General features: G+C 57.0%; 24 protein-coding genes and 2 tRNA genes. 13 read left to right on the top strand and 13 right to left on the bottom strand.

Annotation, left to right across the window (positions count from 1 at the left end; genetic code table 11):
• Window positions 1-14: 14 nt before the first annotated feature.
• Together N438_RS22655 and N438_RS22660 are read right to left on the bottom strand one after the other, a co-directional pair.
• Window positions 15-701, bottom strand: a complete 687-nt coding sequence (locus tag N438_RS22655) for a molecular chaperone (protein WP_016160140.1) — start codon at window positions 699-701, stop codon at window positions 15-17.
• Window positions 702-759: 58 nt separating this feature from the next.
• A complete protein-coding gene (locus tag N438_RS22660) occupies window positions 760-1,323 on the bottom strand; it encodes a fimbrial protein (RefSeq protein WP_016160141.1) in 564 nt (187 codons plus the stop codon).
• 478 nt (window positions 1,324-1,801) lie between these two features.
• Between N438_RS22660 and N438_RS22665 the strand changes: the two genes are divergently transcribed.
• Window positions 1,802-2,446, top strand: coding sequence for a winged helix-turn-helix domain-containing protein (locus N438_RS22665; protein WP_023296918.1), 645 nt, complete (start codon window positions 1,802-1,804; stop codon window positions 2,444-2,446).
• 132 nt (window positions 2,447-2,578) lie between these two features.
• On the opposite strand, the gene epmB is transcribed toward N438_RS22665, so the two are convergent.
• Window positions 2,579-3,607: an EF-P beta-lysylation protein EpmB gene (gene epmB / locus N438_RS22670; protein ID WP_008807210.1), complete on the bottom strand. Its 1,029-nt coding sequence runs from the start codon at window positions 3,605-3,607 to the stop codon at window positions 2,579-2,581.
• A gap of 41 nt (window positions 3,608-3,648) precedes the next feature.
• Between epmB and efp the strand changes: the two genes are divergently transcribed.
• The 4 genes from efp (at window position 3,649) to sugE (ending at window position 5,186) form a co-directional block, all read left to right on the top strand.
• Window positions 3,649-4,215, top strand: coding sequence for an elongation factor P (efp, locus tag N438_RS22675; RefSeq protein WP_002885506.1), 567 nt, complete (start codon window positions 3,649-3,651; stop codon window positions 4,213-4,215).
• 73 nt (window positions 4,216-4,288) lie between these two features.
• Window positions 4,289-4,420: an entericidin A/B family lipoprotein gene (locus N438_RS22680; protein WP_002885511.1), complete on the top strand. Its 132-nt coding sequence runs from the start codon at window positions 4,289-4,291 to the stop codon at window positions 4,418-4,420.
• Window positions 4,421-4,578: 158 nt separating this feature from the next.
• A complete protein-coding gene (ecnB, locus tag N438_RS22685) occupies window positions 4,579-4,725 on the top strand; it encodes a lipoprotein toxin entericidin B (RefSeq protein WP_004206423.1) in 147 nt (48 codons plus the stop codon).
• A gap of 143 nt (window positions 4,726-4,868) precedes the next feature.
• Window positions 4,869-5,186: a quaternary ammonium compound efflux SMR transporter SugE gene (sugE, locus tag N438_RS22690; protein WP_008807209.1), complete on the top strand. Its 318-nt coding sequence runs from the start codon at window positions 4,869-4,871 to the stop codon at window positions 5,184-5,186.
• On the opposite strand, the gene N438_RS22695 is transcribed toward sugE, so the two are convergent.
• From N438_RS22695 to frdA, 5 genes are all read right to left on the bottom strand, one after another.
• A complete protein-coding gene (locus tag N438_RS22695; RefSeq protein ID WP_012969121.1) occupies window positions 5,183-5,716 on the bottom strand; it encodes a lipocalin family protein in 534 nt (177 codons plus the stop codon). The two genes, sugE and N438_RS22695, sit on opposite strands and share 4 nt — an antisense overlap.
• Before the next feature lie 113 nt (window positions 5,717-5,829).
• Complete coding sequence (gene frdD, locus N438_RS22700; protein WP_002885526.1) at window positions 5,830-6,189, bottom strand: fumarate reductase subunit FrdD; 360 nt, start codon at window positions 6,187-6,189, stop codon at window positions 5,830-5,832.
• Between the two features lie 10 nt (window positions 6,190-6,199).
• Complete coding sequence (gene frdC, locus N438_RS22705; RefSeq protein WP_002885530.1) at window positions 6,200-6,595, bottom strand: fumarate reductase subunit FrdC; 396 nt, start codon at window positions 6,593-6,595, stop codon at window positions 6,200-6,202.
• 10 nt (window positions 6,596-6,605) lie between these two features.
• On the bottom strand, window positions 6,606-7,340 hold the full coding sequence (gene frdB, locus N438_RS22710; RefSeq protein ID WP_004177729.1) for a fumarate reductase iron-sulfur protein: 735 nt from the start codon (window positions 7,338-7,340) through the stop codon (window positions 6,606-6,608).
• A complete protein-coding gene (gene frdA, locus N438_RS22715; protein ID WP_110243036.1) occupies window positions 7,333-9,123 on the bottom strand; it encodes a fumarate reductase (quinol) flavoprotein subunit in 1,791 nt (596 codons plus the stop codon). The genes frdB and frdA overlap by 8 nt, the downstream gene beginning before the upstream one ends.
• Window positions 9,124-9,398: 275 nt before the next feature.
• On the opposite strand from frdA, the gene epmA reads away from it, so the two are divergent.
• Window positions 9,399-10,376 carry an elongation factor P--(R)-beta-lysine ligase gene (gene epmA / locus N438_RS22720; protein ID WP_008807206.1) on the top strand — a complete coding sequence of 326 codons (978 nt, stop codon included), beginning with the start codon at window positions 9,399-9,401 and terminating at the stop codon, window positions 10,374-10,376.
• Between the two features lie 188 nt (window positions 10,377-10,564).
• Window positions 10,565-12,067, top strand: a complete 1,503-nt coding sequence (yjeM, locus tag N438_RS22725; protein ID WP_012543119.1) for a glutamate/gamma-aminobutyrate family transporter YjeM — start codon at window positions 10,565-10,567, stop codon at window positions 12,065-12,067.
• 37 nt (window positions 12,068-12,104) lie between these two features.
• Here yjeM and mscM read toward each other — a convergent pair whose 3' ends face one another.
• The 3 genes from mscM to rsgA form a co-directional block, all read right to left on the bottom strand.
• A complete protein-coding gene (mscM, locus tag N438_RS22730) occupies window positions 12,105-15,434 on the bottom strand; it encodes a miniconductance mechanosensitive channel MscM (protein WP_022064597.1) in 3,330 nt (1,109 codons plus the stop codon).
• 24 nt (window positions 15,435-15,458) lie between these two features.
• Window positions 15,459-16,421, bottom strand: coding sequence for an archaetidylserine decarboxylase (gene asd, locus N438_RS22735; RefSeq protein ID WP_110243038.1), 963 nt, complete (start codon window positions 16,419-16,421; stop codon window positions 15,459-15,461).
• Window positions 16,422-16,581: 160 nt separating this feature from the next.
• Window positions 16,582-17,643, bottom strand: coding sequence for a small ribosomal subunit biogenesis GTPase RsgA (rsgA, locus tag N438_RS22740; RefSeq protein WP_008807202.1), 1,062 nt, complete (start codon window positions 17,641-17,643; stop codon window positions 16,582-16,584).
• Window positions 17,644-17,737: 94 nt separating this feature from the next.
• Between rsgA and orn the strand changes: the two genes are divergently transcribed.
• On the top strand, window positions 17,738-18,283 hold the full coding sequence (gene orn, locus N438_RS22750; protein WP_004206435.1) for an oligoribonuclease: 546 nt from the start codon (window positions 17,738-17,740) through the stop codon (window positions 18,281-18,283).
• A 40-nt stretch (window positions 18,284-18,323) separates the two neighbouring features.
• Here the strand turns inward: orn and N438_RS22755 are convergent, their stop codons facing one another.
• Window positions 18,324-19,055, bottom strand: coding sequence for a transporter substrate-binding domain-containing protein (locus tag N438_RS22755; RefSeq protein WP_016160145.1), 732 nt, complete (start codon window positions 19,053-19,055; stop codon window positions 18,324-18,326).
• A 294-nt stretch (window positions 19,056-19,349) separates the two neighbouring features.
• On the opposite strand from N438_RS22755, the gene N438_RS22765 reads away from it, so the two are divergent.
• Together N438_RS22765 and N438_RS22770 are read left to right on the top strand one after the other, a co-directional pair.
• A tRNA-Gly gene (locus tag N438_RS22765) sits at window positions 19,350-19,425 on the top strand.
• Window positions 19,426-19,497: 72 nt separating this feature from the next.
• Window positions 19,498-19,573 (top strand) — tRNA-Gly (locus N438_RS22770).
• 270 nt (window positions 19,574-19,843) lie between these two features.
• Here N438_RS22770 and queG read toward each other — a convergent pair.
• Complete coding sequence (queG, locus tag N438_RS22775) at window positions 19,844-20,983, bottom strand: tRNA epoxyqueuosine(34) reductase QueG (RefSeq protein ID WP_012543115.1); 1,140 nt, start codon at window positions 20,981-20,983, stop codon at window positions 19,844-19,846.
• Window positions 20,984-20,996: 13 nt separating this feature from the next.
• Between queG and nnr the strand changes: the two genes are divergently transcribed.
• From nnr to amiB, 3 genes are read left to right on the top strand one after another with little or no spacing between them, the layout of a single operon-like run.
• Window positions 20,997-22,508, top strand: a complete 1,512-nt coding sequence (nnr, locus tag N438_RS22780; RefSeq protein WP_165587090.1) for a bifunctional ADP-dependent NAD(P)H-hydrate dehydratase/NAD(P)H-hydrate epimerase — start codon at window positions 20,997-20,999, stop codon at window positions 22,506-22,508.
• Complete coding sequence (tsaE, locus tag N438_RS22785; RefSeq protein ID WP_012543113.1) at window positions 22,501-22,962, top strand: tRNA (adenosine(37)-N6)-threonylcarbamoyltransferase complex ATPase subunit type 1 TsaE; 462 nt, start codon at window positions 22,501-22,503, stop codon at window positions 22,960-22,962. The genes nnr and tsaE overlap by 8 nt, the downstream gene beginning before the upstream one ends.
• Before the next feature lie 16 nt (window positions 22,963-22,978).
• A complete protein-coding gene (gene amiB, locus N438_RS22790; RefSeq protein ID WP_008807196.1) occupies window positions 22,979-24,334 on the top strand; it encodes an N-acetylmuramoyl-L-alanine amidase AmiB in 1,356 nt (451 codons plus the stop codon).
• The last annotated feature ends 2 nt before the right edge of the window (window positions 24,335-24,336 follow it).

A 24,336-nucleotide genomic window follows, 5' to 3' on the forward strand; every position in this document is an offset into this window, starting at 1 on the left:
AAAATAAATTCTTATTACAGCGATGAGGAGTAGAGCGACCCAGCTCCGCCATAATCATTGACAACTTTCCAGGTAATGCTGGAGGCATTAATATTTTCTTTTAACGTCACTTCTTTAGTCGTCATCGGGGCGACCGAGTTGACTTCCGGCTTCACTTCTTTGCTGCCAATCTGGATGCTATGGAAATAGAAGAAAAAGGGTGTTGGATTTTTGATCGTCAGCTTAGTGCCAGATTTTCGCCATTCGAGCTTTTTCGCTTCCGTATTAGGGGAGAGGTCGAAAAGTGCTTTAGGGCGATAGACCAGACGCATGCGGTGACGGACTGCCAGTTGAATGGTGTTGTTATTCGCTTTGGCATCATCTGCCGGAGGAATCGCCATGACGTTAAAATAGTACATGGATTCCCGGTCGGTCGGCGCATTAACGTTTCCGTTAGAAAACAGACGAACCGTATTCTGTTGTTTCCCTTCAAGGCGGAACAGCGGCGGTGTAGCCATAAAAGAGGGCGCTTTTCCTGCCGGCGCTTCAACCCAGGATTTAATCAGATAGGGAATATCATCTTTATTTTCTATTTGCGCGGTGATTTCACGTGCGCCTTCTTTATACAGATAGCGGGTGGATTCCACTACAATACCGGCATGGGCAATACTGCTGAGGAGTAATGCACAGGAAGCGGTGAAAGTTAATAAAGTCCTGAACATGTTTTTTCTCTGAATGCAAAAAAGGGCCCGCCGTGAAGCGGGGCCCTTTGGGGAAAAATTAGATGGTGTAATCGATAGTAAAGGTCGCAACACCTTTAACCGGGCCTTCGGTTACCGGAGTAGCAGAGTTCACTTTTACATAACCAGTGGTGTACTTCAGCTGAGTACCGGTAGTAGCAGAGTAGCTTTCGGTCATGGTGTCAGAACCGTCGAAGGCTACGCGATGGGAATCGCTGAGACGCTGGATACCGATACCGATACCGGTAGCGCCGCCAGCTGCGGTGTTGTCCAGGATGGTTTTATCGCTGGAGGTGATACCGGCAACGTTTACAGTCAGGCCAGTAACCGGGTTAGCGCTGCCCTGTGCGCAGTCAGTAACTTTAAAACCGAAGTCCTGAGTTTTGAACAGAGTACCTGCCGCTTCAGCATTTGCTTCCGCAGTGGTCACAGTGATCAGCTGAACGATACCGTTGTTCAGGGTACCCGTCGGAGTCACGACGCAAGAGTTAGCTGCATCAGAGACTTCACCCAGTACAGTTACCTGAGCAGTGTTAGTTGCCATTGCCTGAGCACTCAGCACTGCAGATGCAGCGACCATTACAGCTACGATTGTCTTTTTCATTTAATTAATCCATATATAGATACTTAGTCCTGTGTAGAGTCGATAACAGTTATCAAGGGAATGGAGTATGCATTCGCATTGATATTGAAAATAAGCGCCAGCATTCCTTTATATAGTGCTGAGACTAATCATCCTGTTGAACAACGCTACCATATCGCTTGCCATAGCGAACCATGGGAAAGCGGGAGTAATTTAAAAGCATGGTGCAAAAAATGCTTGTGAATTCTTTATGAAATGCCTCTGAATTTAATGCTTTTATAGTAGATTGAGATGCTGCCATTATTTGAGGTGAATTTAATCTGAAAATGCGGGGGCTAAACAAGATAACTGTCGCATATTGATTTATCTCCTGTATTCTGTGTGGCGCCGGTCAATGTGAACTAAACTCGTTCCTTTTTGAAATGATAATGTTCATAGACCATGTTGGCTGAACCAATTAGAATTTATTATGGATAATGGTTTTTCGTGGGGCAGGGATATGGATAACGCTGCGTTATTTAATGGGTGTATGATTAATCATGAAGTTATCTTCAATGCAAATATGAATGAGCTGCGGCCGCTTTCAGGTGACGGAGAGTGTGTCAGCCTCAATGCGCCCACTGCCAGATGCTTGCTGTTACTCTTGCAGAATAGCGGTAAAGTGATTTCGCGGGATGAATTTCTGGCTGCTGTTTGGGAAACCCGGGGAGTGGTGGTGTCACAAAATACGTTCTATCAAAATATCTCTTTGCTGCGAAAATCATTGCTCAAAGCGGGGCTGTCGGCGGATATCATTATCACCGTCAGGCAAAAAGGGTTTAGCGTCGCGCCAGATACCCTGATCATCCCTCTCTCTGATGAAGAGTGCGAGAATATGAATCGGGCGACATTAACGCATTATCAAAATAATAAGGTTGCCGACGTTACTGCCGAGAGAAAAGGTCATTCTGACGATCACGTAGTTATTCCATTAACAGAAAGCTTAGCGATTCAGGGCAATGAGTTGATAGAGAATAAAGTGGAGATACCAGGAAAACAATCGGAACGATTACAGGTAACTTTTAAAATGCCCACCTGGTTAATCGCGCTGATTGTAGTGATGATTGTGATTAATATCGTGGTGCTGGTGGTGCTTCACCGTTAGCTTGTCGCAATAGGGGGTTATCACGTAATGCGATAGCTGACAGCTGATAGCTGTTTACCTAATCCTCTGGCAAGAAATGGCTTCACATGGTTTGTCTGCCAGAGCGTCCTGGCAGACAAGTGAATCTGACGTTTATCGCTGCTTCAGCCCTAAATCCAGCGGCGTCTTGCTGGGTTCCCCGCCGATCTCGCGCGCCAGCTTCGGCACCATGTAGCCGGAGATGAGGGTCAATAGTTCACGCATGATTTCACGGGCTTCATCATCGCTAACCATGAAGTGCGCCGCCCCTTGCACCCGATCCAGCACGTGCAGGTAGTAGGGCATTACCCCGGCGTCAAACAGCGCATTGCTGAGGTCGGCGAGGGTTTGCGCGTTGTCGTTCACCCCGCGCAGCAGCACGCTCTGGTTGAGCAACGTGACGCCCGCCTGACGCAGCATGGCCATCGCCGCGCGGAACTCATCGTCAATTTCATTGGCGTGGTTGACGTGGTTAACCAGGATTACCTGCAGCGACGAACGCTGGAAGCGGCTGGCCAGCGTCTCGGTGATGCGCGCCGGGATCACAATTGGCAGGCGGCTGTGAATACGCAGACGCTTAACGTGCGGAATAGCTTCCAGCTGGGTCATCAGCCAGTCAAGCTCATGGTCCTTTGCCATCAGCGGGTCGCCGCCGGAGAAGATGATTTCATCAAGCTGCGGATGCGCTGCGATGTAGTCCATTGCCGTCTGCCAGTTGCGCCTGGTGCCCTGATTTTCGGCGTATGGGAAGTGGCGGCGGAAGCAGTAACGACAATTTACCGCACAACCGCCTTTCACCAGTAGCAGTGCCCGGTTGTGATATTTGTGCAACAAGCCGGGCACCACGCTGTGCTGTTCTTCCAGCGGATCGGTGGAGTATCCGGGGGCGACGATAAACTCTTCCTCGGCGGTAAGTACCTGACGAAGCAGCGGATCGTTAGGGTTGCCTTTCTCCATGCGGGCGATAAACGCGCGCGGGACGCGCAGCGGGAACAGGCGTCTGGCCTCGCGTCCGGCCAGCAGTTTTTCATCAGCGTCTACATTTAAAAGACGCAGCAGTTCATCAGGACTGGTCACAACATTGGCAAGTTGCGTTATCCAATCTTCTCTGGATGGGGTATTTAGGGTTACAATATGCGCCATTTTGTGGCTTAGCTACCAGTTAAACAATTTCAGAGGGCCTTATGGCGACTTACTATAGCAACGATTTTCGTGCTGGTCTTAAAATCATGTTAGATGGCGAACCTTATGCGGTAGAAGCCAGCGAATTCGTTAAACCAGGTAAAGGCCAGGCGTTTGCGCGCGTTAAACTGCGCCGCCTGCTGACTGGCACCCGTGTTGAGAAAACCTTCAAATCTACCGATTCGGCAGAAGGCGCGGACGTTGTCGATATGAACCTGACTTACCTGTATAACGACGGTGAGTTCTGGCACTTCATGAACAACGAAACTTTCGAACAGCTGTCTGCTGACGCGAAAGCAATCGGTGACAACGCTAAATGGCTGCTGGATCAGGCTGAGTGCATCGTGACCCTGTGGAACGGCCAGCCGATCGCGGTCACCCCGCCGAACTTCGTTGAGCTGGAAATCATTGAAACCGATCCAGGTCTGAAAGGCGACACCGCGGGTACTGGCGGTAAACCAGCGACCCTGTCTACTGGCGCCGTGGTTAAAGTTCCGCTGTTCGTCCAGATTGGCGAAGTGATCAAAGTGGATACTCGCTCTGGCGAATACGTATCCCGCGTGAAATAATTTCGCGTCATGATGACTGGCGCAGCCTCCGTGCTGCGCCGCTCTTTACGCACAGGTATGACGAACACGAGACATGAAGCGCAGCGTAAAACTTCTGGTGTTACTGTTTCTGAGCAGCGCGTTACTGGCTGGCTGCAACACCGCCCGCGGAGTGGGTGAAGATATTCAGGGCCTGGGCCACGCCATCTCTCACGCCGTGAGCTAAATTTCCTTCCGTTTTGCTAGTGGCGGTTGCCTCCTGGCGCGCCAGCTTCCTCCACGAATATTCCTTTTCTCTTAAAAATCGCAAAGATCCCTTCATCTGTGGACGGTTTGTCTATGCTTATAGGGCATGAAAACAAAACTGACACTAAGGATGACATTATGGTGAAAAAAACGATTGCAGCGTTCTTTACGGTTTTGGTCCTCTCTTCAGCACTGACTGCTTGTAACACTACGCGCGGAGTGGGTCAGGATATTTCAGAAGGCGGCAGCGCAATCTCTGGCGCGGCAACCAAAGCTCAGCAATAAACGCCGTCGACGGTACGGTTTTACGCCGTACCGTTCTTCACTTCCCCCATCCTGTTGGATATACTCACTGCGACTTTTCATCCACCTTACGGGACGACCCGTAAGCGTTTCTCATCCGGGGACGGCCCCAGCAAAGGAGCCTTATGTCCTGGATAGTCTTATTTATCGCTGGTCTGCTGGAAGTGGTATGGGCCGTCGGCCTGAAATATACCCATGGCTTTAGCCGGCTAGTTCCCAGCGTCATCACCATCGTGGCGATGGTCGTCAGCATGGCGCTGCTTTCGTGGGCGATGAAAACCCTGCCGGTGGGAACTGCTTACGCCGTCTGGACCGGAATCGGCGCTGTGGGCGCCGCCGTGACCGGTATTGTATTGTTAGGTGAATCCGCCAGCGCTATGCGTATCGCCAGTCTCGCCTGCATCGTGGTCGGCATCATTGGCCTGAAGATTAGCGCGCACTAGTTGTAGCGCTGATTGACCCAGATCAGTTTGCTGACATCAAAGCCCTGCCGGGTAGCAATATCCAGCATCTGCTGCCTGACCTCCGGAGCGATGGTGGGTGCCCGCGCCAGTAACCAGAGATAGTCGCGATCGGGTCCGCAGACCAGCGCGTAACGATACTCCTTATCCAGGGCAATGACGTTATAGCTGCCGTAGAAAGGGCCGAAGAAGGAGATCTTCAGCGCGGCGCGGCTGGGCTCGCCGGTAAAGTACGCCACTCCGTCCGTTTTCTGCCACATACCGCGGTCGGGGTTATAGCCTTTATTGACCACGTCCAGGCCGCCGTCATCGCGTGGGTGCCAGGCGATCGTGACCTTTTCCAGACCGCTTTCAAAAGGGTGGTCAAAGCGGGCGATTTCATACCAGGTACCCAGATAGCGCTGAACGTCGAAGGGACTGACCACGGTGATGCCCGGCGGCGGGGTGGGCGTGCTGCAGGCGACAGACAGGAACGAGACGGCAATCGCGGTGATTATCGGCAGGATACGCATGGCATGCTCCTTGCTGGCTTTTAAGCTAAGTGTAGAGTCCAGCAGGGAAAAGGCGGCAAGATTTTTACATGAAGCGAGCCCGGTAGCAGAAATGCGACCGGGCTCTTGCAGGATCAGATAAACAGTACGCCAACGAGGGTGATGACGCTGAGGATTGCCGCCAGGCCGTAGAAGACCCACTTACCGTTGGGTACATGGATTTTCAGGTCGTGCATGGCGTGGTGAATACGGTGTAGACCGCACCACAGCGGCAGAACAATCATCAGAAAGATGAATGCGCGGCCGATAAAGCTTTGGGCAAAAGCCAGCACGCGCTCATAGCTGAAGGCGTCTGCCGGGGCGAGCCCCAGCGGCAGCAAGATGCCGACCAGCAGCACCATCACCGGCGCGACGATCGCGCCCCACATGCCGCCTGCGCCAAACAGCCCCCAGAATACGGGTTCATCGGAACGTTTCGGATTGGGATTAATCATCTCAGCCTCCTTACCAGAACAGGGCCACAAACAGGATCACCACAGTGACCACCGCCGTTACCACCCAGAGCCCTTTAATGACCGGCTCTGGCCCCATTTTTTCGCCTTTGATGATGACGTTGGCGGCTTTCGGCGCCAGCTCAAACCAGGTTTTGGTGTGCAGCAGCGCCGCCGCCAGGGTAATCAGATTGAGGATCACCACCACCGGGTTTTGCAGGAATCCGATATATCCCGCCCAGCTTTCGGCGCCGTGCTTGAGGGCAAACAGCCCGTAAATCAGCACAATGCTAAACCATACCGTCGGTACCGCTGTCCCTTCCCGCACCATGTAGAAGCGATAAAACGGCAGCTTTTTCCACCAGGTGGAGGTCATTGGCCGCACGTAGGGTTTGCGTTTCGTCGTCATAATGCACTCCTTAGCGTGGTTTCAGGGTGGCGATAAGAAAGTCTTTCGAGCTTTCCACCTTGCCCTGCTGGATCGCGGCCGCCGGGTCGACGTGCTTCGGACACACTTCCGAGCAGTAGCCCACGAAAGTACAGGTCCAGACGCCGTTCTGGCCGTTAAGCTGCGCCATACGTTCCTTTTTGCCGTGGTCGCGGCTGTCTTCGTTGTAGCGGTGGGCGAGGGTGATCGCCGCCGGGCCGATAAATTCCGGATTCAGGCCGAACTGCGGGCAGGCGGCATAGCACAGCCCGCAGTTGATGCAGCCGGAGAACTGATGGTATTTGGCCATCTGGGCTGGCGTCTGCTTGTTTGGCCCCTGGTCCGGCGTGCGGTTATTGCCGATGATATACGGCTTAATGGCCTCCAGACTTTCGATAAAGTGGGTCATATCCACCACCAGATCGCGTTCGATCGGGAAGTTGGCCAGCGCCTCAACTTTGATGCCTTTGGTGTAATCGCGCAGGAAGGTTTTGCAGGCCAGCTTCGGCACCTTGTTGACCATCATGCCGCAGGAGCCGCAGATCGCCATCCGGCAGGACCAGCGGTAGCTCAGGTCTGGCGCCAGGTTGTCTTTGATGTAGCCCAGGGCGTCCAGCAGCGAGGTCTGCTCATCATAGGGCACGTCATAGAATGCGCTATGCGGTGCGGTGTCGACCTCCGGGTTGTAGCGCACCACTTCGACTTTCAGGTTTTTCATCTCAGCCATGGGTGGTCTCCTTCTTCTCAGCCGCTTCCGCTTCGGCGCCATAGACACGTTTTGCCGGTGGCAGCGTGGTGATCTTCACGTCGCCATATTCCAGACGGGTGGTGCCATCGGCCTCGCGGAAGGCGAGGGTGTGCTTGAGGAAGTTGACGTCGTCGCGCTCGGTACAGCCCTCATCCAGACGCTGGTGCGCACCGCGCGATTCTTTTCGGGCGATGGCCGAGTGCGCCATACATTCGGCAACGTTCAGGCCGTGTCCCAGTTCAATGGTGTACAGCAGGTCGGTGTTGAACACGCTGGAGTTGTCGGTAATGCGCACGCGCTTGAAGCGCTCCTGCAGCTCAGCCAGCTTATCGATAGTTTTCTGCATCAGCTCCGGCGTACGGTAGATGCCGCAGCCTTCCTCCATCGACAGCCCCATTTCGTCGCGGATTTTCGCCCAGTTTTCGTTACCTTGCTGGTTAACGAGATTTTTCAGCCGTTGCTCTACATCGGCGGCCTGTGCATCCAGTGCGGCACTATTTGCCTCAGTCGTCTGTGCGGCGCGCTGCATAGCCTGTTCCCCGGCCAGGCGGCCGAAGACCACCAGCTCGGCCAGCGAGTTGGAACCCAGACGGTTGGCGCCGTGCAGACCGACGGACGAGCATTCGCCCACGGCAAACAGCCCGTTGATCCGGGTTTCGCACTGCTGATCGGTTTCGATACCGCCCATGGTGTAGTGCGCGGTCGGGCGCACCGGGATCGGCTCTTTCACCGGGTCGACGCCGACGTAGGCTTTCGCCAGTTCACAGATAAACGGCAGACGCTCCAGCAGTTTTTTCTCGCCGAGGTGGCGGAGATCGAGATAGACCACGTCGCCGCGCGGCGTCGGGATGGTGTTCCCTTTCCGCCATTCGTGCCAGAAGGCCTGGGACACTTTGTCGCGTGGACCCAGCTCCATATATTTGTTCTTCGGTTCGCCGAGCGGGGTCTCCGGGCCCATGCCGTAATCCTGCAGGTAGCGATAGCCGTTTTTGTTGACCAGAATCCCGCCTTCACCGCGGCAGCCTTCGGTCATCAGGATCCCGGAGCCCGGCAGGCCGGTCGGGTGATACTGAACAAATTCCATATCGCGCAGCGGCACGCCATGGCCCAGCGCCATACCCATACCATCACCAGTAACGATGCCGCCGTTGGTGTTGTAACGATAGACGCGCCCGGCGCCGCCGGTAGCCAGCACGACCGCGTTAGCGCGGATCTGCACCAGGGTGCCTTCCATCATATTCATCGCTACCAGGCCGCGGGCCTGCCCGTCATCGACCAGCAGGTCAAGGACGAAATGTTCATCAAAGCGCTGAATTTGGGGAAACTGAAGGGAGGTCTGGAAGAGAGTATGCAGCATGTGGAAGCCGGTTTTATCGGCGGCAAACCAGGTGCGTTCGATTTTCATCCCACCGAAGCGCCGGACGTTGACGCTGCCGTCGGGGCGGCGGCTCCACGGGCATCCCCACTGTTCCAGCTGGGTCATTTCCGTTGGGCAGTGATGAACGAAATAGTCGACGACATCCTGCTCGCACAGCCAGTCGCCTCCGGCGACGGTGTCGTGAAAATGATACTCAAAGCTATCGTGATCCTGGGCAACGGCTGCGGACCCCCCTTCTGCAGCGACCGTATGGCTGCGCATCGGATAGACTTTAGAAATCAGGGCGATTTTGGCATTGGGGTTGGCCTGGGCGGCGGCGATAGCGGCGCGTAGGCCTGCTCCGCCAGCACCAATTACGGCGAGATCGGCTTGAAAAGTTTGCACGACATTCCTCCAGTTTTAGTGTATTTCGCCGCCGGGCTGGCGAAAAAGTATCACTGCTCCTTTATAGGTACAGGAGTATAGCCGTAGGGTCAGTAAGGAAAATTGACGTGTTCGATTTTTTTATCGATATGTGCGGTTATTTATCAGTGATATTTATGCATTCAGGTTAACGATAGATTAATGGCATGTAATCTGCCGGGGATTGCACAAAATTTGTTTCACTCGCCGGTTGCGAGTAGACTTCGTGCCCTTAATTTGCAATCGGAGAAAGTACCATGAGCGAGACGGCAACCTGGCAGCCGAGCGCACCCATTCCCAATCTGTTGAAACGCGCGGCGGTGATGGCGGAAATCCGCCGTTTCTTTACCGATCGCGGCGTGCTGGAGGTGGAGACGCCTTGCATGAGTCAGGCGACGGTAACGGATATTCATTTGTTCCCGTTCGAAACCCGTTTCGTCGGCCCGGGCCATTCACAGGGACTCAATCTGTACCTGATGACCAGTCCGGAATACCATATGAAGCGCCTGCTGGCGGCGGGCTGCGGTCCGGTTTTCCAGTTGTGTCGCAGCTTTCGTAATGAAGAGATGGGCCGGCATCACAACCCGGAATTCACCATGCTGGAGTGGTATCGTCCGTGCTATGACATGTATCGCCTGATCAACGAGGTGGACGACCTGCTGCAGCAGGTTCTGGAGTGTCAGCCAGCGGAAAGCCTCTCCTATCAGCAGGCGTTCCAGCGTCATCTGGATATTGATCCGCTCTCTGCTGATAAAACGCAGTTGCGTGAAGTCGCGGCGAAGCTGGATTTAAGCAATATCGCCGATACTGAAGAAGATCGCGACACGCTGCTGCAACTGTTGTTCACCATGGGCGTGGAGCCGCACATCGGTAAAGATCGGCCGACGTTTATCTATCATTTCCCGGCCACCCAGGCCTCGTTAGCGCAGATCAGCCCGGAAGATCATCGGGTCGCTGAGCGCTTCGAGGTTTACTACAAAGGTATTGAGCTGGCGAATGGTTTCCACGAGCTGACCGATGCCCGCGAACAGCGTCTGCGATTCGAGCAGGACAACCGCAAACGCGCCGCGCGCGGCCTTCCGCAGCAGCCTATCGATAACAACCTGCTGGCGGCGCTGGAGGCGGGCCTGCCGGACTGCTCCGGCGTGGCGCTGGGCGTTGACCGTGTGGTGATGCTGGCGCTGGGTGCCGAAAGCATCGGCGAGGTGATCGCCTTTACGGTCGACCGCGCCTGATGGCGCTGTCACCTCCTGCCGCCTTAGAGCGGGGGAGGTGACAGACCCGCCCTGACCGATCCTCCCTCACGCGATCCCGGTTTTCGCCCGAATACCCACAATCTCCTTCCGTGCTTTTGCTACTATCCGCGCTCATTTTTTGAGGCCAGGCGTTGCCTGTTGGGTGATGCCCACGTTTGGATAGATTTATGCATCAACAATTCAAGAAGATGAGCCTGATTGGGCTGATTCTGATGATCTTCACTTCGGTGTTTGGCTTTGCCAACAGCCCGTCGGCGTTTTATCTGATGGGCTACAGTGCGATGCCGTTTTATCTTTTTTCCGCCCTCTTTTTCTTTATTCCGTTCGCGCTGATGATGGCGGAGATGGGCTCGGCTTATCGTCGCGAAGAGGGCGGGATCTATTCCTGGATGAACCACAGCGTCGGGCCGCGCTTTGCTTTCATCGGCACCTTTATGTGGTTTGCGTCGTACGTGGTGTGGATGGTGAGTACGGCGGCTAAAATTTGGGTGCCGTTATCCACCTTTTTGTTTGGCGCGGACAAAACCCAGACCTGGGCGCTGGCTAGCCTGACCCCGACGCAGACGGTGGGCATTCTGGCAGCCTGCTGGATGGGTGTCGTGACCTTTATTGCCGTCAAAGGGATCAATAAAATCGCCAAAATCACCGCCGTCGGCGGTATCGCGGTGATGGGGCTTAACCTGGTGCTACTGCTGGTGAGTGGGGCGATCCTCCTGCTCAACGGCGGCCATTTCGCCCAACCGTTAAACTTCACCCTTTCACCTAATCCCGGGTATCAGTCGGGCATGGCGATGCTGTCGTTTGTGGTATTTGCCATCTTTGCCTATGGCGGAATTGAGGCGGTCGGCGGCTTAGTGGATAAGACTGATAAGCCGGAAAAGAACTTTGCCAAAGGTATTATCATCGCGGCGATCGTTATCTCGGTCGGTTACTCGCTGGCGATTGTGCTGTGGGGCGTGAGCGCCAACTGGCAGCAGGTGCTTGGCGCGCGTTCGACCAACCTCGGCAACATCACCTATGTGCTGATGACCAGCCTTGGGACGACGCTCGGCCAGGCTCTGCACCTGACGCCAGAGTCGGCGGCCCTGACCGGAGTCTGGTTCGCCCGTATTACCGGCCTGTCGATGTTTCTCGCTTACACCGGCGCGTTCTTCACCCTCAGCTATTCTCCCCTGAAAGCGATTATCCAGGGCACGCCAAAAGCGCTCTGGCCGTCGGTGATGACCCGTCTCAACGTCAACGGCATGCCCGCCGCGGCGATGTGGCTGCAGTGTCTGCTGGTCGGGGTGTTTATCGTACTGGTATCGTTCGGTGGGGATAGCGCTTCCGCGTTTTATAACAAGCTGACGCTGATGGCCAATGTCTCCATGACCTTGCCCTATCTATTCCTGACCATCGCCTTCCCGTTCTTCAAGGCGAAAACGCATCTTGACCGACCGTTCGTGATTTTCAAAAACCGTTCGTCGACGCTGCTGGCGACCGGCGTGGTGTTGCTGGTGGTGACTTTCGCCAATATCTTCACCATTATCCAACCCGTCATCGACAGCGGGGACTGGAACAGTACCCTGTGGATGGTCGGTGGACCGATCTTCTTCTCACTGCTGGCGCTGGGGATCTACGAAAGCTACCGTCGGCGCATGGCGTCCGGCGCGCTGGTGATGGAGAGTTAAAGAACCTGCCCGGCGGTGCAGCCGGGCAGGGGATGGTTTACAGGCTACCAGCCGTACGGCGGCTGGTTTTTCCGGCCGAGGTCATGGTTTTACTGCTTTGCCTGCCGTCGATACTTTCCAAACGCATCTGGAACGGAGGGAACGGCATATCAATGCCATGTTCGCGGAAGCCCGCCAGGATCAGCTGATGCATCTCATGGCGCAGCGGCATGCGATGCCCCATCTCCGCGGCAAAAATACGCAGCTCGAAAATCTGGATCCCCTGCTGCAGGTCGACGAGAAACGCTTCCGGCGCCGGGGTATCGATGACCAGCGAGCAGCGATGCGCCGCGGCAATGAGAATTTTCGTGACCTCGTCGGTATCGGCATCCACGGGTGCCGGCACCGTCAGCACCACGCGGGTGACTGAGTCTGACAGCGACCAGTTGATAAACTGTTCGGTGATGAACGCCTTGTTCGGCACGATAATCTCTTTCCGGTCCCAGTCACTGATGGTGGTCGCACGGGTATTAATGCGGGTGACGCTGCCCGTCAGGTCGCGAATGGTGACTGTATCGCCGATGCGGATCGGCTTCTCAAACAGGATAATCAGGCCGGAGATAAAGTTGGCGAAGATCTCCTGCAGGCCAAACCCGAGACCCACACCCAGCGCGGCGACCAGCCACTGCAGCTTCGACCACTCAATACCGATCATCGAGAAGCCCACCAGCCCGCCGACGAGCATCAGCAGATATTTGGTGATGGTGGTGATGGCGTAGCCGGTGCCGGGCGTTAAATCGAGATGCTGGAGGATCGCCAGCTCCAGCAGCGCGGGCAGGTTGCGCACCAGCTGAGTGGTGATGATCAGCACCAGAATGGCAATCAACACCGCGCCAAGCGTGATCGGCTCAAGGCTTTCCACCCCTTGTACCGTCGAGGTCACGTCCCACAGCGAGATATTCTCAAGGAAGCCAAACGCCGAGTGAATTTCCGACCACAGCACGATGACCGACAGCAGCGCGATCAGCATCAGCAGGGAACGCACAAGCCGCAGCGACTGGGTACTGATGGCATCGAGATCGACCTCGCTGACCTCCGTCTCCACCGACCCCTCCGGACTGCTGACGTGAACGGGCTCATCTTCGCCGCGGGCGCGCTGGGCGAGAATTTCCGCGCGACGGTGGCGGGCCCGGTCGAAGGCCAGCCGGCGGCGCTGGATCAGCATCCAGCGGCGGATGATGTGATAGACCACCAGCAGCAGGAACCAGATGGCGACCGAGGTTTCCAGACGCGCAAGCAGCGCCTGGGCGGTGGCGAGGTAGCCGACGGCGGCCGCCAGCATGGCCACCAGCGGGGCGCCAAGCATCAGGTTCCACAGCAGGCGGTTCACCATATTGTCGCCATTCCCCTCTTTATCCAGATAGAGCGGAATACCGGCGTGCTTAAGGCTCAGGGTAACCACCGCCAGCGCGCCGCAGATCAACAGGAAGCACAGGCGGCCCAGCGAAGCGGAGAACTCGCGGTCGTTAAGATTATCAAACATGATCAGCGCCATAATCAGCGGCACAATCAGCCCGATGCTCATCAGGTAGTAGCGCATCGCTTTCGCCACGCGGTTACGCGGCCAGCCGAAGTGGGCGATAAACAGCCCGTTTGGCCGGGCGAAGGTGGCGCAGATCATCACCACCCACAGCAAAGGCACGGTCGCCGTGACCCCATCGCCTATCGCCACCGCCAGCGGGAAGGGCCAGGCGGACTGCAGGCCATAGCCGAGCGTCATCCACAGCACCGGCAGCGGCGAGGCCACCAGTATCGACCAGAAGACCGTGCGCAGCGTCAGCCAGAAGTGATCCTGGGTGACTTTCCCCACCCGGGCGCTGGAGCGCTCAAGGAAGCGGGTGAAATGGCGTCGGGAGCTGATGCTAAAGCCAACCAGCAGCAGGGCGGCAAACAGCGGCAGCAAGGTCTCTTTGCTGGTGAGCATCATCGCGCTGGCTTTGCCCAGCTCGCTGATGGTATCCAGGGAGATCAGACGCCGTAGATCCTGGACAATCTCCAGCGGCCAGGAGAAGCCGATGGGGCTGACGTCCGAAGTCCAGAACAGATAGCGGTGGGTCGCTTCGTTGATCTCTTTCAGCGCGTCTTCCAGCTGGCCGTTGGCGACCTTCAGCTTAGTGAGCTCCAGCATCAGAGTATCGCCGCCGCGCAGCAGCGAGTTCAGCAGCTCGTTCTGCGTGCGCAGCTGCGCCTGCAGGATCTTGTTCTGCTCGCTGGTCAGCGGTTGGCCGTCGGCCTGACGGATCTGCCGCAGCTGTGGTTGCTTACTGAGTAAATCTTCAAAGCGCAGACGCTGCACGCGCAACTGTGCCATTTCCGTATCCAGCTGCTGTGGGCGAGGGCGTTCCGGCAGTCGCGCCACCTGGGCGCGTAAGGCTTCACCCAGCAGGTTGGAAGAGCCCAGCCACTGCGATTGCTCGCGCAGGGTGTTTAACGCCTGGCGCACCTGCAGCGTTTGATTCGTCGCCTGCCGCTGCTGGGAGGCCACCAGATCCATGCGCTGCGCCTGCTGGTTCAGCGCCTGGGAGAGCTCCCGGTTGACCTTGAACTGGGCGGTGATGTCCGGCGGCAGGTTTTCACTGTTCTCCGCCAGCAGTTCGGTGCTCTCCAGCGCCTTTTCCGCCTCCCGCTGGCGCTGGCTGTTCTGTAAATTGCGCAGCGCCTGCAGATAGGCATCCAGTTGTTCGCTCTGCTTTTGCGCCAGCTCGGAACGGGCGCGCGACAGCTCCTGGCGGTTATTGGCGGAAAGCTGGGCGAGGTCGAGTTCATCCACCAGCGCCTTCAGGCGCGCCGATTCCGCCTGCAGGGCAAGATTTTGCGCCTGGGCGAGAGCATTGTTGCCGGTTTGCGTGCCGATGCGGCGCTCAACCTCATTGAGCTGACGACGGGCATCGGTTTGCTGTTGCGGCAGCTGGTTCAGGGAGTCGGCGATTTCACGCGCGCGATCCTGCTCCTGCTGCGCCTGGCGGCTCGATTCCAGCAGCTGGCTGCTGACCTGCAGGATCTCCTGGTTCAGCGCATCGGCGGTCAGGCCGGTTGGCACCTGGCGCGGTTCTTCGCTCAGATTGTTGAGCTGGGAGCGCAGGCTTTGAAACAGTTTGGGGAAATTATCGATAACGTCCTGATACTGACGGGCGCGCTCGAGGGACGATTTTTGCTCCTCAAGCGCGTTCAGCGCGGACTGCAGAACTTCAACGGTTTCAGGCTGGGCGGGCTTTGCCGCCTTCGCCTGTTCCAGTTCCTGGGTTATCTGTTTAGCATCCGGGGCTGTCGCAGCGTACGCCCCGAAACTGAGGCTCAAGGCCAACAGGAAAGTGTATATCAGGCGCACGGCATAACCCTTTTTGCTGAAGAATTAACCTTGGTCTTGTGTATCGTCAACCAGCGGGCTGGCGCGGTGTTCGGCGCGGATCTCTTCTTCCGGTAACGGCGCGGGTTCAGCAGCGGTGCTGGCTTCCACGGCGGTCGCCAGCGGTTGGCCGATTTTAGTCACGGACAGGCTTTGCAGCGAGTCGACCAGCTTCACCTGGCCCGGGGCAAACAGGTTGATCACGGTGGAACCCAGTTTGAAGCGGCCCATCTCCTGGCCTTTCAGCAGGGCGACGGAGCCTTCGCTGTCACCCGCGGGCCAGGTCCAGCGTTTAATAATGCCTTCGCGCGGCGGGGTCACGGTGCCGGACCACACGGTCTCGATGCTGCCGACGATAGTCGCGCCCACCAGAATTTGCGCCATTGGGCCAAACTCAGTATCAAACAGGCAGATGACGCGCTCGTTACGGGCGAACAGGTTAGGCACATTCTGCGCCGTCAGATGGTTAACCGAGAACAGGTCGCCAGGAACGTAGATCATTTCGCGCAGGATGCCGTTGCACGGCATGTGCACGCGGTGATAGTCGCGCGGCGACAGATAGGTGGTGGCGAAGCTGCCGTTACGGAACAGGCCGGCCATTTGATAGTTGCCGGCCAGCAGGGCTTCCAGGCTGTAGTCATGACCTTTGGCCTGCAGGATTTTATTGTCTTCAATGGCGCCAAGCTGGCTGATCACGCCATCGGCCGGCATCACCAGCACGTTGGGATCGGTATTCAGCGGGCGAACGTCGTCGCGCAGCGGGCGCACAAAGAAATCGTTGAAGGTGCGATAAGCCGCGGTATCCGGCTTCTGCGCCTCTTTCATATCGACCTTGTAGTATTTCACGAACAGATCGATGACTAGCTTCGTCAGCCAACCTGCGCGTTTGCTCGCACCCCAGCCTGCGAGGCGGGTGAGCCACAGTTTAGGCAGAATGTATTGCAGTGAAAGTTTAAGATCGTTTAACAAAGTAGCCTCCAGGCCATGATATGTCGTTCCTGACCCCGCCCGCGGGCGGGGTCCTGAAAAAAGGGGACGATTCTATACGTAAACCTCGCCAAATGGCATCCGCGTTAGTCGCACTTTGACCACGTCCTGGCAGAGCCTGACGTGATGCTCAGCTTAATGATCAGTCATCGGACGAGGAAAAGTTTTTACGCGTTTTTACCTGTACCTGCTCCATGCTTTCGAGGATGCGGTGGTAGTTCTCAAAACGGCTTTCGGCGATCTTGCCGTTCTCTACCGCTTCGCGAAGCGCACAGCCAGGATCGTTATCGTGTTTACAGTCGCGGTATTTGCAATGGCCTAAATAATCATGGAATTCGACAAAGCCATGGGTGATTTGTTCCGCTTCCAGATGCCAGAGGCCAAATTCACGAACGCCCGGCGAATCAATCACATCGCCGCCGTGCGGGAAGTGGTAGAGGCGCGCCGCGGTGGTGGTGTGCTGGCCTAAGCCGGAAACGTCCGAGACATCATTGGTGAGGATCTGATCCTCATTCAGCCCCAGCAGGGCGTTCAGCAGACTCGATTTACCGACCCCGGACTGCCCGGCGAAAATGCTGATGCGGTCGGTCAGGGCCGCTTCCAGCGGCTTGAGACCGTCCTGAGTCCGGCTGGAGACCATGAGCACGCGGTAGCCGATATTGCGGTAGATGTCCATTTGCTCATTGACGAAGCGCAGGCCATCGTCATCCAGCAGATCGATTTTATTCAGGACGATCAACGGCTCGATATCCTGCGCCTCGCAGGCCACCAGATAGCGATCGATAATATTCAGCGACAGTTCAGGCAGGATCGCGGAAACCACCACGATCTGATCGATATTGGCGGCGATAGGCTTCACGCCGTCGTAAAAATCCGGACGCGTCAGGACGGAGGCGCGCTCGTGCACCGCTTCGACGATCCCTTTGACGTTTACGCCGTCGGCGGCGTCTTTACCCGGCCGCCAGACCACGCGGTCGCCGGTGACCAGCGAACGGATTGTCCGGCGAATGTTGCAGCGATGGACGCTACCGTCAGCGGATTCGACGTCGGCATGCATACCAAAGCGACTGATGACAATGCCTTCCGACGTTTCGCCAAACAGGTTGTCATCGTAGTCGGCCTTCTCCGCAGTGGTTTTCAGGCGGCGCTGGTGGTTGGCGTTGACGCGGCGCTGCTGGCCTTTGGAGAGTTTATTTTTACTCAATCGAACTGGCTCCTGGTCGCCCTGATGGGGCAAAACCTCTATGATACACGCTATTTTAGATGAATATAGTCACGCAAGAAGGGTGGAAAATAGCATGAGTGCAAATGAAAACAACCTCATTTGGATCGATCTTGAGATGACAGGGCTGGATCCGGAGCGCGATCGCATTATCGAAATCGCCACCCTGGTGACCGATGCCAACCTGAACATTTTGGCTGAAGGGCCGACCATCGCCGTGCATCAGTCGGATGCTCAGCTGGCATTAATGGACGAGTGGAATGTGCGGACGCATACCGGCAGCGGACTGGTGGATCGCGTGAAGGCCAGCGCCGTCAGCGAGCACGATGCCGAACTGGCGACCATTGAGTTTCTTAAGCAGTGGGTGCCGGCGGGCAAGTCGCCGATCTGCGGCAACAGCATCGGCCAGGATCGTCGCTTCCTGTTTAAGTACATGCCGCAACTGGAAGCCTATTTCCACTACCGCTATCTGGACGTCAGCACGCTGAAAGAGCTGGCTCGCCGCTGGAAGCCGGAAATTCTCGACGGCTTTAAAAAGCAGGGCACCCATCAGGCGATGGACGATATCCGCGAGTCGGTTGCCGAGCTGGCCTACTATCGCGAGCATTTCATTAAGCTGTAAACCAATACCGGGCCTGGTGCGGCCCGGTACATCTTTCTGATTATTTAAACCACTTTTGCTGCATCTGCTGGAAGTCAGGCGTCGCCATGACCGCGGTCAGGGCATCGTTGATGGCATTCAGCAACTCCGGATCGTCTTTGCGCACCGCAATCGCATACTGCTTACCGTAATAAGCCGGGTCGGTGGCCCGCTCATCCATGATGGCGTAGTCAGGGTTCTCTTGTTGCCAGGCGTCAAGGGTGGCGAAGTCGCTCATGACGCCGGTTATTTCGCCGGCTTTCAGCGCGGCTAAAGCGCTGGCGACGTCGTCGTAAGGGATCGCCTGCACGGCCTTCTGCTTATCGCGCAGATAGTGCTGGTGCAGCGTGCCTTTCACCACGCCGATTTTTTTGGCTTTCAGATCGGCAAAGGTATGGGCGACATCTTTATTGACGATCACCACCCCGGAGAGGGCCTGGCGATAGGGGCGGCTAAAGGCGACCTGCTTCTCGCGCATTGGGATCACTTCCATACCGGCTATCACCGCATCAAACTTCTTAAAGCGCAATGCCGGGATCAGGGTATCGAAACGCTGCGCCGTAAACTGGCACTGCGCCTGCATCTGCTGGCACAGGGCGTGAGCGAGATCGATATCGAAGCCGACGGGCTGATTTTTGCCGTTGGCGGTGACAAACGGCGGATTGGCCGTGGTAGTGCCAAAATGGAGCGTCTCGGCTGACGCGGTTCCGATGGCCAGCGTGCTCAGCAGCAGGACGGTGAGGACTTTTCTCATGCTAATTCCCTGTTTGGCGTCGTGGTGGCCACGTTATACGTCGCGCCACCGCACTATGATGCGAGCGATTTTGCGTCATTCAGCCGGGCGGAAAAAGCAATTTTGCCCGTTATGACGCTTATTTATACAATTCAGCGGCGTAGGTGGCGAGAAAATGTCCATTTAAACAAAAAACGCAAAAAAGTGATCGTCAGGGGGTTGCAGGGGCATCGAATTCTCGTATAATGCGCCTCCCGTAACGACGCAGAAATGCAAATTACGACGCCATCAAAATATGGCAAAAAAAGCAGTAACGCGGGAATAGCTCAGTTGGTAGAGCACGACCTTGCCAAGGTCGGGGTCGCGAGTTCGAGTCTCGTTTCCCGCTCCAAAATTTGAAAGACATACCACACCAGTCGCAGTATTCAGGTTGCTACACGGTAGCTTGAATGACGATGATTAAGCGGGAATAGCTCAGTTGGTAGAGCACGACCTTGCCAAGGTCGGGGTCGCGAGTTCGAGTCTCGTTTCCCGCTCCAAATTTTCTTCCATCTCTTATTTATCCACAGTGCAATCCAGCGCCGAGGATGATTTTCATTTGATATCCAGAAATACTGTGAACAGAGTTATCCACAGGTTGTCGTTCCGTCTTTGACGGCGTAAATGCTTCGCTTTGTAAATAGTATCTTTATATATCATTGAAATTTAACAATTAAATTTCATTTCGAAATGTTAATCCGATCACTTGACCTCGGTCTGCGCCTTGAAACGCAATGTGTTTTAGATTTTATTCACAGCCTGTGAATGAATCAGGCGTCGCGCGGCAAGCCTTTCTCTACTACCCTGACCAGACGTAATTTTTTCGGCAGTTGTACTTCGACGGCGTCGGCGTTCCGCTTGTTTATTTGCTCAGCGATAGCCCATTCGATGTGCTCGTCGAGAAGCGGGTGCTCACCCCGGCGACTCTCCAGCGCGCGAAGATGGGCTTCATCCCAGGGCGCATTGCCCAGCGCGACGGCGATATTGCGCAGCCAGCGCAGGTGGCCAATGCGACGAATCGCCGACCCTTCGGTTACCTTCAGAAACCACGCTTCGCTCCAGGCGAACAGCTCCACCAGCGGTGGCGCATGCAACGCTTTGCGTGGACTGAAATCCTCTTCATCGGTGAGCTGTGAGAAACGGTTCCACGGACAGATCAACTGACAATCATCACAACCGTAAATACGGTTGCCGATAAGCGGACGGAACTCCTCCGGGATAGCGCCTTCCAGCTCGATGGTGAGATAGGAGATGCAGCGCCGGGCGTCGACGGTGTAGGGCTCAACGATGGCGCCGGTGGGGCAGATGGTCATGCAGGCGACGCAGCGTCCGCACTCCTCCGCAACCGGGCTGTCGACCGGTAGAGGCAGATCGATCAGCAGTTCGCCGAGGAAAAAGAATGATCCCGCGTCGCGGCTTAAGATAAGTGAGTGCTTACCTGTCCAGCCAAGGCCCGCTTTTTCTGCGATTGGCCGCTCCAGGATAGGCGCGGAATCGACAAAAGGTCTAAAATTGAGCGAAGCACACTGTTCCTGAATCTTCTCCCCCAGTTTTTTCAGGCGATTACGTAGCAGCTTATGATAATCACGCCCGAGGGCATAACGGCTGACGTAACCCAGTGCGGGATCTTTCAGGGTGCGGGCAAAGGCGGCGTTGGCGGGCAGATAGTTCATCCGCACGCTGATAACGCGTAACGTACCGGGCAGCAGTTCGTGGGGACGGGCGCGCATCATACCGTGACGGGCCATCCACTCCATTTCGCCGTGGTATTGTTTATCCAGCCATGCCTGCAGTTTGGGTTCACTGGCGCTGAGGTCGGTATCGGCGATACCCACCTGCTGGAACCCGAGCTCTGTGCCCCACTGTTTGATTTGTTGCGCTAACTGAACGAGATCGAGGGGCTGTGACATGATGGACCATACAATGACGAAAAACCCTGACAGTATACCATACAACATTTGGCCTGCGGAGGCGCTGCGCCTGGCCGAACGAGAGGCGGCGGACAGCCTGGGGCTGACGCTGTTCGAACTGATGCAGCGCGCGGGCGAGGCGGCCTTTCAGCTGGCCAGCCGCGCTTATCCCGCCAGCGCGCACTGGCTGATCCTCTGCGGACATGGCAACAACGGCGGCGACGGATATGTTGTCGCGCGTCTGGCACAGGCCGCGGGGCGGCGGGTGACGCTGCTGGCGGTAGAGAGTGACAGCCCGCTGCCGGAAGAGGCGCAGGCGGCGCGGGAGGCGTGGCTTAACGCCGGCGGCGTGATCCATGCGGCGACTATCCCGTGGCCCGACGATATCTCACTGATTATTGATGGCCTGCTCGGCACCGGTCTGCACAGTGCGCCGCGCGATCCCGTCGCGGCGCTCATCCACCAGGCGAACCACCACCCGGCGCCGGTGGTGGCGCTGGATATCCCTTCCGGCCTGAATGCGCAGACCGGCGCGACGCCAGGTGCAGTGGTTCAGGCCGACCACACCCTGACCTTTATCGCCCTCAAACCCGGGCTGCTGACCGGCAAGGCGCGGGATGTCGTCGGGCATCTCCATCATCATGCCCTTGGGCTCGAGCGCTGGCTCGCCGGGCAAAGTACTCCCCTGACGCGGTTTTGCGCCGCCCACCTCGCCGACTGGCTGCCGCCGCGGCGGGCCACCTCCCATAAGGGCGATCACGGCAAGCTGGTGATTGTCGGCGGCGATCGCGGCACGGCAGGCGCTATCCGTATGTGCGGTGAAGCGGCCCTACGCAGCGGTGCAGGGCTGGTGCGAGTGCTTACTCACCCGGAGAACGTGGCGCCCATTGTCACCGTGCGGCCGGAATTAATGGTAGATGAACTGACGCCCCAGACCCTGAAAGCCGCGCTGGAATGGGCTGATGTGGTGGCGATTGGCCCGGGTCTGGGGCAGCGCGAATGGGGGCGCAGCGCCCTGCGCACGGTGGAAAGTTTTAACAAACCGATGGTCTGGGACGCCGACGCGCTGAACCTGCTGGCATTCAATCCCGATAAACGTCACAATCGCGTGTTAACGCCGCACCCCGGCGAAGCGGCCCGTCTGCTGAACGTTAGCGTGGCAGAAATTGAAAGCGATCGCTTACTTTCTGCGCAGCGTCTGGTAAAACGGTATGGTGGCGTGGTTGTGCTGAAAGGCGCAGGCACGGTGGTGGCCAGTGAAAGCGGGGCGATGGGCATTATCGATGCCGGCAATGCCGGGATGGCCAGCGGCGGGATGGGCGATGTGCTTACCGGCATTATTGCCGCATTGTTAGGACAGCACCTGACGCCGTATGATGCAGCCTGTGCCGGGGGCGTCGCTCATGGCGATGCCGCCGACCGGGTGGCCGCTCGCGAGGGCACCCGCGGTATGCTGGCGACCGATCTCTTTTCCACGCTCAGGCGTGTTGTTAACCCGGATGTGATTGACGTAGACCATGATTAACCGAGTGATTCCTTTACCCGATGAGCAGGCCACGCTGGCCCTTGGCGACCGCATCGCGCAGGCCTGTACCGGCGCCACCGTGATTTATCTGTATGGTGATTTAGGCGCGGGGAAAACGACCTTCAGCCGCGGCTTTTTGCAGGCGCTCGGTCACCGCGGCAATGTCAAAAGCCCAACCTATACCCTGGTGGAGCCGTATACCCTCGAGAATCTGATGGTATATCACTTCGATCTCTACCGACTGGCGGATCCTGAGGAACTCGAATTTATGGGGATCCGTGATTATTTTGCCGACGATGCCATCTGCCTGGTGGAATGGCCGCAGCAAGGCGCAGGTGTCCTGCCTGACCCGGATGTTGAAATTCACCTTGATTACCAGGCACAAGGGCGTGAGGCGCGTATTACCGCGATCTCCTCACGGGGTGAGTCTTTACTGGCGCGTTTAGCCATTTAGCCTGAAGGATGACGGGATGAAGTATCGCATAACCACCTGGCTTGCCGCTGCGCTAATGCTGTCGAGTCTTCACGCCACTGCGGCGAGTTTATCCGATATCCAGGTCTCTAACGGAGACCAGCAGGCCCGTATTACCCTAAGCTTTGTCGGTGAGCCGGAGTACTCCTTTACCCCACAGGGTAAACGTCTGGTCGCGCTGGATATCAAGCAGACCGGCGTATTGCAGGGACTACCGCTGCAGTTTAGCGGCAGCAACCTGGTGAAGAGTATTCGCGCCGGTACGCCGCAGGATACGCAGACGCTGCGTCTGCTGGTGGATCTGACGGAAGATGGTAAAACGCGAGCGGTGAAGCAGCAGAACGGGGCGAATTACACGGTGGTCTTTACCATCAACGCCGACGCACCGCCGCCACCGCCACCGCCGCCTGTGGTGGTGAAACGGGCTGACCCGCCGCCGGTGATGCCTTCCCGGACGGCGACGTCAGGGCGTAACCCGTTCAGCTCGTCGGGTCATGAACGGCAGACGGCGATGACCTCCTCCCAGCCGGCGATGACCAACAATCAGACCGTGACTCGCCCGGCGGCCCGTACGGTGTCGGCGGATGATAAGGTGATTATCGCCATCGATGCCGGACACGGCGGTCAGGATCCTGGCGCGATTGGTCCGAATGGCACCAAAGAGAAGAACGTCACTATCGCTATCGCGCGCAAGCTGCGGGCGTTACTGAACGCCGATCCGCAGTTTAAGCCGGTGCTGACCCGCGACGGAGATTACTTTATTTCGGTGATGGGCCGCTCTGACGTGGCGCGTAAGCAAAACGCCAACTTCCTCGTCTCTATCCATGCTGATGCCGCGCCAAACCGCGATGCGACCGGCGCCTCGGTGTGGGTGCTCTCGAACCGTCGCGCCAACAGCGAAATGGCCGGTTGGCTCGAGCAGCATGAGAAGCAGTCTGAACTGCTCGGCGGGGCAGGCGACGTGCTGGCGAACAGCCAGGCCGACCCCTACCTGAGCCAGGCGGTGCTGGATCTGCAGTTCGGTCATTCCCAGCGCGTCGGCTACGATGTGGCGACCAACGTGCTGAGCCAGCTGCAGCGCATTGGCAACCTGCACAAACGCCGCCCGGAGCATGCCAGCCTCGGTGTATTGCGCTCGCCGGATATCCCGTCGATCCTTGTGGAAACGGGCTTTATCAGTAACAACGGTGAAGAGCGGCTGCTGGGGAGCGATGATTACCAGGAGCAGATTGCGGAGGCGATTTATAACGGCCTGCGCAACTACTTTATGCAGCATCCGCTGCAGTCGGCGCCTCGCGGCGAGGCGGCGCAGACCGCCAGCGCCGCAGCGCCAGGCGGGATGTTGATTAACTAAGG

It is taken from the genome of Klebsiella sp. GL120222-02, from assembly GCF_003097195.1.
Taxonomy (GTDB): Bacteria; Pseudomonadota; Gammaproteobacteria; order Enterobacterales; family Enterobacteriaceae; genus Klebsiella; species Klebsiella variicola.

What these genes read in the sequence shown, in the direction of transcription:
- N438_RS22655 (WP_016160140.1), bottom strand. Translation starts at nt 701, where the DNA reads ATGTTCAGGACTTTATTAACTTTCACCGCTTCCTGTGCATTACTCCTC.
- N438_RS22660 (WP_016160141.1), bottom strand. Translation starts at nt 1,323, where the DNA reads ATGAAAAAGACAATCGTAGCTGTAATGGTCGCTGCATCTGCAGTGCTG.
- N438_RS22665 (WP_023296918.1), top strand. Translation starts at nt 1,802, where the DNA reads ATGGATAACGCTGCGTTATTTAATGGGTGTATGATTAATCATGAAGTT.
- epmB (WP_008807210.1), bottom strand. Translation starts at nt 3,607, where the DNA reads ATGGCGCATATTGTAACCCTAAATACCCCATCCAGAGAAGATTGGATA.
- efp (WP_002885506.1), top strand. Translation starts at nt 3,649, where the DNA reads ATGGCGACTTACTATAGCAACGATTTTCGTGCTGGTCTTAAAATCATG.
- N438_RS22680 (WP_002885511.1), top strand. Translation starts at nt 4,289, where the DNA reads ATGAAGCGCAGCGTAAAACTTCTGGTGTTACTGTTTCTGAGCAGCGCG.
- ecnB (WP_004206423.1), top strand. Translation starts at nt 4,579, where the DNA reads ATGGTGAAAAAAACGATTGCAGCGTTCTTTACGGTTTTGGTCCTCTCT.
- sugE (WP_008807209.1), top strand. Translation starts at nt 4,869, where the DNA reads ATGTCCTGGATAGTCTTATTTATCGCTGGTCTGCTGGAAGTGGTATGG.
- N438_RS22695 (WP_012969121.1), bottom strand. Translation starts at nt 5,716, where the DNA reads ATGCGTATCCTGCCGATAATCACCGCGATTGCCGTCTCGTTCCTGTCT.
- frdD (WP_002885526.1), bottom strand. Translation starts at nt 6,189, where the DNA reads ATGATTAATCCCAATCCGAAACGTTCCGATGAACCCGTATTCTGGGGG.
- frdC (WP_002885530.1), bottom strand. Translation starts at nt 6,595, where the DNA reads ATGACGACGAAACGCAAACCCTACGTGCGGCCAATGACCTCCACCTGG.
- frdB (WP_004177729.1), bottom strand. Translation starts at nt 7,340, where the DNA reads ATGGCTGAGATGAAAAACCTGAAAGTCGAAGTGGTGCGCTACAACCCG.
- epmA (WP_008807206.1), top strand. Translation starts at nt 9,399, where the DNA reads ATGAGCGAGACGGCAACCTGGCAGCCGAGCGCACCCATTCCCAATCTG.
- yjeM (WP_012543119.1), top strand. Translation starts at nt 10,565, where the DNA reads ATGCATCAACAATTCAAGAAGATGAGCCTGATTGGGCTGATTCTGATG.
- orn (WP_004206435.1), top strand. Translation starts at nt 17,738, where the DNA reads ATGAGTGCAAATGAAAACAACCTCATTTGGATCGATCTTGAGATGACA.
- N438_RS22755 (WP_016160145.1), bottom strand. Translation starts at nt 19,055, where the DNA reads ATGAGAAAAGTCCTCACCGTCCTGCTGCTGAGCACGCTGGCCATCGGA.
- queG (WP_012543115.1), bottom strand. Translation starts at nt 20,983, where the DNA reads ATGTCACAGCCCCTCGATCTCGTTCAGTTAGCGCAACAAATCAAACAG.
- nnr (WP_165587090.1), top strand. Translation starts at nt 20,997, where the DNA reads ATGACGAAAAACCCTGACAGTATACCATACAACATTTGGCCTGCGGAG.
- tsaE (WP_012543113.1), top strand. Translation starts at nt 22,501, where the DNA reads ATGATTAACCGAGTGATTCCTTTACCCGATGAGCAGGCCACGCTGGCC.
- amiB (WP_008807196.1), top strand. Translation starts at nt 22,979, where the DNA reads ATGAAGTATCGCATAACCACCTGGCTTGCCGCTGCGCTAATGCTGTCG.